Source organism: Paenibacillus oceani (genome assembly GCF_014705615.1).
In the GTDB taxonomy this organism is placed as follows: Bacteria; Bacillota; Bacilli; order Paenibacillales; family NBRC-103111; genus Paenibacillus_AB; species Paenibacillus_AB oceani.
Window position 1 is genome coordinate 1 of record NZ_JACXJA010000024.1, and the last position, 12,790, is coordinate 12,790.

General features: G+C 55.6%; 9 protein-coding genes and 1 other annotated feature. Of the genes, 8 read left to right on the forward strand and 1 reads right to left on the reverse strand.

What is annotated here, in order from left to right; all coding sequences use genetic code 11:
• Positions 1 to 212 precede the first annotated feature (212 nt).
• From IDH45_RS17900 to holA, 8 genes are all read left to right on the forward strand, one after another.
• Positions 213 to 1,505, forward strand: a complete 1,293-nt coding sequence (locus IDH45_RS17900; RefSeq protein WP_190929498.1) for a homocysteine synthase — start codon at positions 213 to 215, stop codon at positions 1,503 to 1,505.
• Between the two features lie 16 nt (positions 1,506 to 1,521).
• Positions 1,522 to 2,034, forward strand: a complete 513-nt coding sequence (locus tag IDH45_RS17905; RefSeq protein ID WP_190929499.1) for a deoxycytidylate deaminase — start codon at positions 1,522 to 1,524, stop codon at positions 2,032 to 2,034.
• Between the two features lie 104 nt (positions 2,035 to 2,138).
• Positions 2,139 to 4,760, forward strand: coding sequence for a DNA internalization-related competence protein ComEC/Rec2 (locus tag IDH45_RS17910; RefSeq protein WP_190929500.1), 2,622 nt, complete (start codon positions 2,139 to 2,141; stop codon positions 4,758 to 4,760).
• Positions 4,761 to 5,100: 340 nt separating this feature from the next.
• Positions 5,101 to 5,333 (forward strand) — a binding site (T-box leader).
• Positions 5,334 to 5,450: 117 nt separating this feature from the next.
• Complete coding sequence (tyrS, locus tag IDH45_RS17915) at positions 5,451 to 6,722, forward strand: tyrosine--tRNA ligase (RefSeq protein WP_223836771.1); 1,272 nt, start codon at positions 5,451 to 5,453, stop codon at positions 6,720 to 6,722.
• Between the two features lie 429 nt (positions 6,723 to 7,151).
• Positions 7,152 to 8,234 (forward strand): VanZ family protein, encoded by a 1,083-nt coding sequence (locus tag IDH45_RS17920; protein WP_190929502.1) that lies wholly within the window; start codon positions 7,152 to 7,154, stop codon positions 8,232 to 8,234.
• An 830-nt stretch (positions 8,235 to 9,064) separates the two neighbouring features.
• A complete protein-coding gene (locus IDH45_RS17925; RefSeq protein WP_190929503.1) occupies positions 9,065 to 9,613 on the forward strand; it encodes an RNA polymerase sigma factor in 549 nt (182 codons plus the stop codon).
• Positions 9,610 to 10,911, forward strand: a complete 1,302-nt coding sequence (locus tag IDH45_RS17930; protein ID WP_190929504.1) for an anti-sigma factor family protein — start codon at positions 9,610 to 9,612, stop codon at positions 10,909 to 10,911. The genes IDH45_RS17925 and IDH45_RS17930 overlap by 4 nt, the downstream gene beginning before the upstream one ends.
• Before the next feature lie 268 nt (positions 10,912 to 11,179).
• Positions 11,180 to 12,193, forward strand: a complete 1,014-nt coding sequence (gene holA / locus IDH45_RS17935; protein WP_190929505.1) for a DNA polymerase III subunit delta — start codon at positions 11,180 to 11,182, stop codon at positions 12,191 to 12,193.
• Between the two features lie 85 nt (positions 12,194 to 12,278).
• On the opposite strand, the gene rpsT is transcribed toward holA, so the two are convergent.
• Complete coding sequence (gene rpsT, locus IDH45_RS17940; protein ID WP_190929506.1) at positions 12,279 to 12,551, reverse strand: 30S ribosomal protein S20; 273 nt, start codon at positions 12,549 to 12,551, stop codon at positions 12,279 to 12,281.
• Between the last annotated feature and the right edge of the window lie 239 nt (positions 12,552 to 12,790).

Genomic DNA, 12,790 nt, shown 5'->3' on the forward strand with positions numbered 1-12,790 from the left:
GCGAGTTCAAAAAGTCCGGTTTTCAGCACCGAGAAGATGGGATGAAGCTAGGAAATGAGGAGCGGAGCGTAGTGAAGCTACGTGAGCACCGGAAGTTCCGGCTGAATTCCATATTCGATGTCGAATAGGCTTCCTGTATCTGCTTCGTGATCAAAAGTGGACTTTTTGAACAACCTCTACAACCGGAAATCTAAAGGAGGAACCGTTTTCCCATGACTGAACAACGCAAGCTTGCCCTGGAAACGCTGGCCGTCCATGCCGGCCAGGAAATCGATCCGACGACACTATCCCGCGCGGTTCCGATTTATCAGACAACTTCGTACGGCTTCCGTGACACCGATCACGCGGCCAATCTGTTTGCCCTTAAAGAGTTCGGCAACATCTACACCCGTCTGATGAATCCGACTTCGGACGTATTCGAGAAGCGGATCGCAGCCTTGGAAGGCGGCGTCGGCGCCTTGTCGACTTCTTCCGGACAAGCCGCTATCACGTATGCGATTTTCAACATCGCCGGAGCGGGCGACGAGATCGTCTCCGCCAGCAGCCTGTACGGCGGCACGTACAACTTGTTCGCGATCACCTTGCCGAAGCTCGGTATTAACGTCAAGTTCGTCGATCCGAGCGATCCGGAAAACTTCCGCAAGGCGATTACGCCGAAGACGAAAGCGGTATACGCCGAATCGATCGGCAATCCGAAGGGCGACATTCTCGACATCGAAGCCGTTGCGAAAGTGGCTCACGAAAACGGCATTCCTCTTATCATAGACAATACGTTCCCGAGTCCGTACCTGCTTCGCCCGATCGAGCACGGAGCGGATATCGTCGTCCACTCGGCGACCAAGTTTATCGGCGGCCACGGCACTTCGATCGGCGGTGTTATTGTCGACGGCGGCAATTTCAACTGGAAGGAAAGCGGCAAGTTCCCGGGCCTTACCGAGCCGGACCCGAGCTATCACGGCGTTGTTTATTGGGACGCAGTAGGACCGATTTCGTATATCATCAAAGCACGCGTTCAACTGGCGCGGGATATCGGCGCTACGATCTCGCCGTTCAATTCGTTCCTGCTGCTGCAAGGGCTGGAGACGCTGCACCTGCGGATGGAGCGCCACAGCTCGAATGCGCTTGCCGTCGCCAAATTCTTGGAGACGCATCCGGCCGTTGACTGGGTCAGCTATACGGGTCTCGAGAGCCATCCGTCGTATGGCCTCGTATCCAAATATTTGCCGAAAGGCCAAGGCGCAATCCTGACGTTTGGCATCAAGGGCGGCGTGGAAGCCGGACAGAAAGTGATCAACAACGTGAAGCTGTTCTCGCACCTGGCCAATGTCGGCGATTCCAAGTCGCTGATCATCCATCCGGCGAGCACGACTCACAGCCAGCTGGAAGGCGAAGAGCTGCTGTCCACCGGCGTTACCCCGGGCATGATCCGTCTGTCGGTCGGAACGGAAAATATCGACGACATCCTGTACGATCTGGATCAGGCGATTCGCGCCAGCCAATCCTAATCGGAGGCGCCGGGCGATGAGCAGACGCAAAGACTGGGACACGTACTTCATGGATATCGCTTATATGGCATCCACCCGTTCACAATGCAGCCGTAGACGCGTAGGCAGCGTGCTGGTCCAAGGCAAAAAGCTTCTCGGCTCCGCCTATAACGGCGCACCGATGGGAGTACCCGACTGCTCGGAAGCCGGCTGTATGCTGGTTGAGGAGTATGAAGTGAAGGTCGTTGACGGACGCGAGGAGATGGTGAAGAAGCAGCGTTGCATCCGGACGATTCACGCGGAGCAAAATCTGCTGCTGTTCACCGACCGGCACGACCGTGAAGGCTCTACGGTATACGTCACCGACCAGCCGTGCTGGACGTGCGCCAATATGCTCGCGAACAGCGGGATCGTCGAGATCGTGTATCACCGTCCTTACCCGAAAGATCGGGAAAAAGTGACGGAGATGATGGTAACGAGAGGAATCCGCTTCCGGCAATTGGCCGACTATACGCCGCCGCCGGGCATTATCGACGAAGTGACGAATTAACGGATACGAATTGAGAGGAAGCACCTCCTTCGGTTTGACTGAGAAGGGGTGCTTTTTCTTATGTATGGAAGTCGAGTTGTTTCGCCCCTACGAGGGGGGATCGTATGAATCGGCCGCTTACGCTGGTTGCGGTACTCGCGGTGACCGGCGCTGCGATCGGCAGCCGGATGCCGCCGGGAATGCTTTCCTGGAAATGGGCGATCGCTGCTGCCGCTCTGGCCGTTATGACGGTGCTGCTCGCCCTGCCAGGGCGCAGATGGATCGGGCCGCTGCTCGTCGCCGTGGCGGCGGCCGCTTATTATCAAGGCTACGATTCGCGCAATATGACGGCGTTGGCGCTTCCTTCGGCCGTTCAACTAAGCGGCCAGACCGAAATCGGAATGGCTGCTGCCGAAGCCGAAGTGGAGTTGGCCGGTACGATCGCTTCCCCGGTCGCCGTCGACGGGGATAAGGTGTCCTTCGTACTTCTTGCCCACCGTGCTGCCGTCCGCGAGGCGGAAACGGTCCGCCTGCGCGAGAAGGTACAGGTGTCGATCCGCCTGCTCCACGCCGATGAGCAGGAGCGGGCGTCCGGATGGGGGCGAGGCGATCCGATCGTCTTGGCCGGGACGATCCAAAAACCGGGGTCGGCACGCAATTTCGGCGGATTCGATTACAGCGCCTATTTGTACCGGAAACAGATTCATTGGCAGTTGTCGGTGAAAGGCTTGGATCAGACTCGCACCGGTCCGGAGGCGGACGGGGAGCTGCGGGGCGGAGGCAGACAACCGGGCGGTGAAGCGGCAGAAGGAAGCGATGGACTGACGGGCGGGGGGGCAGACGCCGGCGACGGGGCGATCGCAAAGCGGCAGTTGCCGCTGTCCGACTGGAGCAAGGTGTACCGCTGGAACGACGATCTGCGGAGTTATCTGGGAGGGATTATGGATCGGGCGTTTCCGGACCGGATTGATGCGGGTTATATGAAAAGCATGGTGCTCGGCTTAACCGACGATATGGACCCGGATACGTATCAGCAGTTTTCGCAGCTCGGCTTGACGCACATTCTGGCGATTTCCGGGCTGCATGTGGCCGTTTTCGTCGGAGGCTGTATGTGGCTGCTGCGGCTGTTCGGCCTTACGCGGGAGCGGATTCTGGTCATCACGATGGTGATCGTGCCCTTTTACGTCGCTCTGACAGGCGGCTCTCCGTCCGCCGTTCGCGCGGGCATTATGGCGATGATCGGGCTGTATGCGGCGAGGCGGGGGCTTTGGAAGGACGCATTGAACATTATCAGTCTGGCTGCTTTCGCTATGCTGGTATGGAATCCTTATTTTTTGTACGATGTCAGCTTCCAATTGTCGTTTCTCGTGACGCTTGGGCTCATCATCGGCGTGCCCCGGTTCTCGAGGCTGCTTCCGGTCCGATCGCAAGCGCTGAACTCGTTGTTGTCGGTTACGGTCGTAGCTCAGTTGATCTCGTTTCCGATTACCGTGTTTTATTTTAACGGAGTCTCGTTGTTATCGGCGCTGGCCAATTTGCTGCTTGTTCCGTTTATCAGCTTCGCAGTGCTGCCGCTCGGGACGTTCGTGCTGCTGGCCGGGTTGATCTATGAAAGAGCTGCAGGCTGGATCGGTGTCGTCACGTCTTATCTGAACGATATTACGTTCTGGCTGGTGGACGTCGGGGCGGTGCACGATCCGCTTCGTCTCGTCTGGCCGAAGCCGTCCCTCCTGTGGGTGCTGCTGTACTATGTGCTGCTGGGAGCGGTATATGCAGGCGCCGCCAAATGGAAGGAAAGCGGCAAGCCGGCGTTTGCTATGGCGGCAGTCGCGGTTTTTATGTTATTTCTGTGGCATGGCTACGAGCCGGACCGGTTCGTCCGGGATGGCAAAGTCCATTTCATCGATGTCGGCCAGGGCGACGCGATTCTCGTGCGAACGCCGCAAAGCCGTCATATGCTGATCGACGGGGGAGGGACGGTGACGTTCCGCAAGCCGGGTGAGGAGTGGAAGGAGCGCCGCGATCCTTACGAAGTCGGGAAGAAACAGCTCGTCCCGCTGCTCAAGCAAAGAGGGGTCCATCAACTCGACCTGCTCGTCATCAGTCATCAGGATCAGGACCATATCGGCGGGTTGCAGGCGGTCGTCGAGCAGATCCCGGTGCGTACCGTCGTTATGAACGGGACGTGGAAGGGCAACGCCGGCTCGCGCAAGCTGTTCGAGACGGCGATGAGACGCGGCGCCGAGGTTGTCACGCTGGAGCAGGGGAAAACGGTCGCGCTGGACCGTTACACCGAACTGACTGCGCTCACTGCGTCCGGACCCGAGATGCCAGTCCGGCTTGCGGAGGAGCAAAATAACGAGTCTGTCGTGCTGCTCCTGAATATGAGAAACATACGCTTTTTATTTACCGGGGATATGGAGGCCCGGCAGGAGAAGTTGCTTCTCGAAGCGCTGAACCGGACTCGCGGCGATCCGCCTTCTTCTTCTTCTTCTCCGGTATCTGTCGACGTTCTGAAAATCGCCCATCACGGCAGCAAAACATCGACGACCGACGAATGGCTCGCCTTCTGGCAGCCGCGAATGTCCGTCATCTCGGTCGGTCTCAAGAACAGCTACGGCCACCCGAGCCCGGGCGTGCTGGAACGTCTTGAGCGATCGGGCACGACGATTTACCGCACGGATCGCGACGGAGAGGTGGTGTTTACGGTAACCGGGCAAGGGGTCCGGGTGGATAAGAAGCTGTAGCTGCTGGAATTCCACCAGACAGGTGAGCGTCTTCAAGAGCTGCGGCCGCCGGAAAACCTGGGTTTAGAAAGAGTCGGTTTGTTTTCGCAAGTGTTAGCTGAATCAGGGTCACGTGATGGTCCGGCTTCTTATTGATATAAGAGTGATCACTGTGCGTGCTAAAGCGGAAAGGACCTCTTACTCGTAGAGTCAGCAAGTGTTCACAAGTAAATCAAGTCTGTTTTCGCAGCTGGAATCGGTCGCGATTGACAACTCCACGCCAAAATGGTATAAAATGTACGTGCAATCCCCATATCAGTGCGACGATGGGAACTTCCTTGCAGGGCGGACTTGGCGGAAGAAACAAGCCGCGTACAAGGATCAGTAGCGCTTCAATATCGCAGTCCCAGAGAGCCGGCGGTTGGTGCGAGCCGGTACGCGAATGAACGCGAAGTACGTCCCGGAGCATCCGAACCGAACCCGTTTCTTGCAAACGGAAGGGGAGGACGGACAATCGGCCGTTAACCGATCGAGTGGAGCATGCCGCGAACGGCACGTTCAATTAGGGTGGTACCGCGATGACTCGTCCCTGTAAGCTGCAGAGGGGCGGGTCTTTTTTGTTGTACTGAAGATGAATGCCGGGAGCTCCCCGCTTATGGGGATCTTTCATTTACACGACATAAGGAGAGATCGACAATGAGTGAAGCTCGTATGACGGATCAACAATTGCTGGAAGATTTGGAGTACCGGGGGCTGGTGTACCAGGTGACCGACCGGGAAGGGCTGAAGAAAAAACTCGAGAGCGAACGGGTCGTGCTGTATTGCGGATTTGACCCGACGGCGGACAGTCTGCATATCGGAAGCTTGCTGCCAATTTTGTGCCTTCGCCGGTTCCAGTTGGCCGGCCATATCTCGATGGCGCTCGTAGGCGGCGGCACCGGACTGATCGGCGACCCGAGCGGCCGCTCGTCGGAACGTTCGCTGAATACGGCCGACACGGTGGCGCAGTGGACGGAAAGCTTGAAGCGCCAGCTGTCGCGGTTTCTCGACTTCGACCTTCCGGACAATGCGGCAAGGCTCGTCAGCAACTACGATTGGCTGTCGACGCTGGACACGATCTCGTTCCTGAGCGATGTCGGCAAAAATTTCACCGTCAACTACATGCTGGCCAAAGATTCGGTCGATTCACGGCTCGCTAACGGCATTTCGTTTACCGAATTCAGTTACATGATTCTGCAAGCCTACGATTTCCACAAGCTGCATCAGGATTTAGGGTGCTCGCTTCAGCTCGGCGGCAGCGATCAATGGGGCAATATTACGGCAGGGCTCGATCTGATCGGCAAGATGGGCGGCGGCGAAGCTTACGGCATGACGATGCCGCTGGTCACGAAAAGCGACGGCAAAAAGTTCGGCAAATCGGAGAGCGGCGCGATCTGGCTCGACCGCAACAAGACGAGCGCTTACCAGTTTTATCAGTTCTGGATCAATACCGACGATAACGACGTCATCAAGTTTTTGAAATATTTTACGTTCCTGACGCGCGAGCAAATCGCGGCGCTGGAGACGGAACTCGGCGAGCGGCCGGAACAACGCGCCGCCCAGCGGGAGCTGGCTCGGGAAGTGACCCGGATCGTGCACGGTGACGAAGCGGTGGAGAGCGCCGAGAACATTACGCAGGCGTTATTCTCGGGAGATTTCGCCCGGCTGAGCGAAACGGAGCTCGTCGAAGCGCTTCAGGATATGCCGACGACGGTACTGAGCGGACAGCAGGAGACCGGACTGATCGACCTGTTGGTGGAAGCCAAGGCCGCCCCGTCCCGCCGTCAAGCCAAGCAGGATATCGAGAGCGGCGCCGTCTATGTCAACGGAGAGCGTATGAGCGGGATCGACAGCATGATCGGGGAACAACACCGTTTGCATGGCAAATACGTCGTGCTGCGGCGCGGCAAGAAAAATTATTATCTGATTAAGTTTGAAGCGTGAGGAATTACGATTTCTGAAAGCTAGGGGAGTTGGCATTCGGCCGGCTTCCTTTTTGTTGTCTCCTAAGCCGAAAGGCAGCCAGAGGCATTGACGTGACAATCTTGCAAGACTGCACGGTCAAGGCGTAAGAAACGTCGATGGATAGAAGGAACCGCCGGCGGTATACTGACCATTGAGCTTGTAACGAAACGAAGCCGCAAGCGTCTTTTTAAGAGTAAACATAAGAAGACGTTTCATTATCGTTACTGAAATATTTATTCGTTAAAGTGGTAGAGCCTAAAAGCGTTACACTACTTCGAAAGCGAATTGCGAGTTTCTGACGAAGAAAAGCTGCGACTTACGCAGAGTCATTCGACGTGGCCGTGGCAAAGGCTTCTTTTAAAAGCTTTTTCTGCCTGCCATCAATATTAATGTGGAGGAATACCGCCCTTGTTCGAAGCTTACCTGATTCCGATCCGATATGCGATCCTGACGTTTCCGATTGCGGCATTCGTCATCACGCTCCCGTTTCTGATCGTCCAATACCGCAAGTACGGATATTTGCATAAATTTCGTGCGGTAATCATCTACTCGCTGCTCTTGTATTTGATGACTGCACTATATCTGGTTATATTGCCGCTTCCCGCCACGCGGAATACGTGTACGGCCGTTCAGGGAGCGATGGCGTCCTTCGTCCCGTTCCGGTTCGTGTACGATTTCTGGAAAGAAACCGGGGTTCACTTCGCGCAGCCGTCCACTTATGTGCAGTTGTTTAAGGAAAGAGCGTTTTGGCAGGCGGCCTTTAACGTGCTGCTGCTTGTCCCGCTTGGGGCGTACTTGAGGTATTATTTCCGCTTTCGGCTGCCGGCGGCGGCTGTTTCGGCATTCGGGCTGTCGCTGTTTTTCGAGGTGACGCAGGTGACCGGGCTTTACGGCATCTACGATTGCCCGTACCGGCTGTTCGACGTCGACGATTTACTGTTGAATACGTCCGGCGGCGTAATCGGGTATTTGGCGGCTCCGCTGCTGATGAAGCTGCTCCCCCGGATCGAGGGACTTGATGAAAACGTCGATCTGAAGTCCGAACGGGTCGGGCTGACCAGGCGGCTGATCGCCGTTCAGCTTGATGCGATGCTGCTGTTCCCGCTCGTTGTTTTCTTTATGAAAAGCGCGGATCTGCGGATTTATTTTATTACCAGTTTCCTGTATTTCATCGCGCTGCCTTATGCGACCAACGGCTGGACGTTCGGCAAATATATCGTCCGGATTCGGGTGAAGGGTCAAGGCGAGCGGATCCGGCTGAAAGAGCTGCTGATCCGTTACGGCAGCCTGTACGGAATCGTCGGCGGACTTAACGCCGTCATTCTGAGCCAAACTGTCCAAAAGCTGCCTCCGATCTTGTTCGCCCTGTGCACGATGATCGTCCTTGTGGTGAATCTCGTTTTCGCCTTGCATGTCGGCTTGCGGCTGTTCCGCAAAGACAAAACGCTGATCTACGAAAAATGGAGCGGTACCGGGCATGAAGTGGTGTAACTCCCGGACCGACCGCTCCTGCAAGCAAGCCGTCCCGTACTTCGGGGCGGTTTTTGTTTCATCTGCCAGAACGTTTAAGTTCTTTACCGTGTTAAATGGGAAGGGGGTCCTTCCTTGGCGTTAGAGAACGTATACTCAGGTCCGATGTCTAACGAATTGGATCGTGCTTATGGCTGAAAAACGACGTTATCCCAGACGTAACGAATCCGGGAATCGTTATCGAACCGAAAGTGGAAAAAAACGATCCGATTTGCCGGAATAACAATTCAAGAGTTCGTTGCAATTTCAAACGCCCGGATTCGGCTCTGATAACGAATGCTGGGTTCGTTAGCCATACCGGCGCAAAAAGACAACACGACTGAGGGCGAGCGGCTGGAGCGAAGGTATCTATTCCTTTCCGACGTACAAATAAACGTATGGGTTTACACGTCAAAGGACCGTCCGGACGCTTTCTCTTATTTACCAGAACGTATATCGTGGGAGTGGCTCTAAATCTCGGTAAACGCCAGCGTCAAAAGTCGCCGGCAGGCGTTTATCCTTGGAGTGTGCGGATAGCGGGCCCCACAAGCATGGGCATCTGCGCGTTTTCCCGCCTTCGACCGAACTTTCCCCCCGGGTACCCCGTCTTCTTAACCGAACGGCCTAAAACTTGACGGAGCTTGCGGACAGCAGCGAGATATGCCGATGCGAAGGCGCCCGGAGAGCGGTATACCGCATCCAAATTTTCTGTTATTCTAGTAATTGACCGGCGTGCCGGAATTTTTTTTATGGTTGGTGCAACTTTTTTTTCGACAATCCCGTTTAAAAGGTTGCAAGAGAGGGGGATCCTTGTGGTAGCGCTGGAGTTAATCAAAGCTGCCCAATCGGGCGATCGCGACGCTCTAATTACCCTATTGCGAGAAATCGAGACACATGTGTATCGTACCGCTTATTACATTCTTGGAAACGAGCAAGACGCTAAAGATGCCGCGCAAGAAGCGCTGATCCGGATATATACGAAAATCAACTCCTACGAAGAAAAAGCGCAGTTTAAAACGTGGGTGCAGCGGATTGTCACGAATATTTGCATCGACAAGTTTCGACGGACGAAAGCGACGGTTTCGATCGAGGAGCACAACATGACGTTTACGTCCCACAATAACGTGGAAGACGAGCTGATATCGACGTATGTCGCCAAAGATATTCAGGAGGCGATCGAACGCCTTCCCGAGCATCATCGTACCGTGGTCGTGCTCCGCTACCTGCAAGATTTCTCTTATAACGAAATCGCCGATTCTCTGGACTTGCCGCTGAACACGGTGAAATCGTACTTGTTCCGGGCGAGGCAGCAGCTGCAGTCGTTACTCCAAGAATACCAGAAAGGTGGTGTGCGGGGATGAATTGTCAAGAGGTGATGGAACTGATGCAGCGAGATCTGGATCGGGATTTGAACGACTCGGAGCATGAGGCTATGACAGCCCATTTGCAGCAGTGTCCGGATTGTGCGGAAATGTATTCCAGGCTGCGGCAATTGTCCCAAGAGCTCGCCAGCTTGCCCAAAGTCGCGCCTCCCTTCAGTCTGGTGGATTCCATCCTGCCGCAGCTTGCGGAGATCGACCGGCAGGGCGACGGACTGGCCGCAACGGCTACGGCGACTGCGGGGGCCGATTCCGTGACCGTACCGGCTCCCGTAACAGCAATCCCGGCTCCGATCGAACGTCCCCGCCGGACAAGAGGAATCTGGTCGATCGCGGCCACGGGCGGCATCGTAGCGGCAGGGCTGCTGATGGCTTTGTTTATAAACGAGATGGACGGCACCAATAAAGTAGCTGACGATAGAGGTTTATTGTACAGCAGCGCGGAGTCTACGGCGGCCCCGCAAAGCGCCGGACAGCTAAGACGTGAATCCGGCGGCGCACCCGCGATGGATGCGAAGTCGGATACCTCCGATGCTGACGGTTCGGCCGGCAATATGGAGAAGAAGCTGCCGCTAGGGACAGCCATCACGAATCAAAGCGTCGGCTCGGAGGCATCTTCTCCCGATAAAGAAACGGCTGAGCGGGCGGACCCGGCAGTACAGCCGCGTTTCCAGCCGGCGAAGCCGTCCGAACAGGCGAATGCCGGACAAGAAGCGGGAGCGCAAGAAATCGGCGAACGCAGCGGCATAAATACGTTTACGGCCCCGGACGACGCCAAGAAGCCGGAGACGAATACAGAGGCCGGAGGCGGTTCCCCGGAGACGGATATCGCTCCTCCCAGGATGGAGATTACGGCACCGGCGTTAGGTGACAGCTCGGGCGACAGGACGACAGACCCTGCCATTACCGACAAAAATAATATTACAGCTGATCAAGGTCGGGAGGAACAACCGGAATCGACTAGTTCCGATTCGGCGAAGAGCGGCAGACCGGACACCATGGGGTTAATGGCCAAACCGGACCCCGAGCTGCTGTCGGAGGACGGCGTGCTGGTTGCCGTGGCCGACCAGGCCAGCCGTTCGATCGTCATCCGTACGGCCGACGGCAAAGAGACCCATATGTACACGTCGCCCCAGTGGTCGGAGAACGAACAAGTCCGGCTTCTGAAATGGAGCGGCAGCTCGAAGCTGACCTACTCGCTCACGACGGAGAGCGGCGTCACGAAACGGATCGAAATCGACGTAGCCCAGCGGAAGGAAACGAATATACAGCAGCCGTAAGCGTCCGCGCTTACGGCTTTTTTCAAAATAGGCTCGTTTCCGCCGCACCTTTTCGCCGCCGCCGCGTATGTTATAGTAACAACCGAGAAATTCGAAGTCCTGCCGCGTATGACCATTCGGCACCGGCGCCTGGGAGCCTAGGCCGGATGTTTATATAGATGTGCTGGGACAAAGGGATGATGTCAAAGTCTATTGATTTTGACGTGATCCCTTTGTTTTTGTTAAGATGAAGATCAGGTTACAGCAGACTCGTCAAGAGGTGGGGAACGTGGATTACAAATCGGCGGCGAGGGAGATCGGCAAAGGAAACGTGTCGCCCGTTTATGTGTGCTACGGCTCGGAAACTTATTTGCTTCGGGAATTTACCGGTTATTTGATCCAGAAGCTGATCGAACCGGAGTACCGGGAGTTTGCCATCAGCAAATACGATCTGGCGGAGACCAGCCTCGATATCGTGCTCGAGGATGCGCAGACGCTGCCTTTTATGGCGCCCAAGAAGATTATATTGGCGGATAACGCCCAGTTTTTTACCGGAGCGAAAGAAAGCGGCAAGGTGGAGCATCATCCGGAGAAGCTGCTGGAGTATATGAAGGCTGCCGCGGAATTTAGCGTGATCGTATTTATCGTGAATGCGGACAAGCTGGACGAACGTAAAAAAATCGTAAAGTCGCTAAAGGATACGACGATTCCGTTCGTGCCGATGAATGCGGAGGAATTGCTGCAATGGGTCAAGAAACAGGCGGTCCGGCAGTCGTTCACGTTCGCGGAAGGTGCGGACGATCAGCTTATTTTGTATACCGGGGGAGGGCTTCAGGCGCTTTCGGCGGAGATGGAGAAGCTGTCTTTGTTCGTGGGGGAGGGCGGAACCGTAACCGGAGATATTGTAGACCGGCTCGTAACGCGGAGCACCGAACAAAACGTATTTATACTGATCGACGATATCGTCAGGCTGCGGTTGAACCGTGCGTTCTCGATCCTGTACGACCTGCTCAAGCAAAAGGAAGAGCCGGTGAAGATCGTGCTGCTCATCGCACGCCAGTTCCGGATCGTGCTCCAGGTCAAGGAGCTGTCCAAGCTCGGTTATTCGCAGCAGCAGATGGCCGGCCAGATCGGACTTCATCCGTATGCGGTCAAGGTGGCTGCCGAGCAGGGGCAGAAGTATACGCCGGACAAGCTGGAGACGATTCTCGCGGAGTTGGCTGAGCTCGATTACAGACTGAAGACGGGGAAGGTAGACAAGGTGCTGGGGTTGGAAATGTTCCTGATGCGGCTTGCTTCGTGAGAACTACTTCTTACAGTATGGAGACGACGGTAAACGGTCTGAAAACAATAAAGAAGTCCTTGCCGATGTGCAAGGACTTTTTCGCTTAACCTTGTGCGGAAAGCGCGTTGAGTTGTTTCGCCAGGCGAGACTTTTTGCGGGCAGCCGCATTTTTATGAATCAAGCCTTTGGAAACGGCTTTATCCAGCTTTTTGGACGCAGTAATCAGGGCATCTTTAGCCGATTCAACGTTTTTAGAAGCTGTTGCAGTTTCGAACGTTTTGACTGCCGTACGCAGGGCCGATCTTTGCGAAGCGTTTTGAAGGCGACGCTTGTCGTTCGTCTTCACGCGCTTGATGGCGGATTTGATGTTAGGCACGATCGTTCACCTCCTTAAACCGAAAACGTGCACGCGACTGTGTCAGGGACAACCGTACGTCGCGTATCATGTCTGTCGACAACTTTATACATTCTACCACGGTACAAGCCAAATTGCAATAACAGCAGAACGCCTCCGCCGGGGTCAAACCCAATACCGATCTGCTCCTCCGAAGACGTTGTCCGTACGCCGCCGAACCGCCTCCCGCCTGCCGCATAATCGCAGCGAAAAGCTCACAA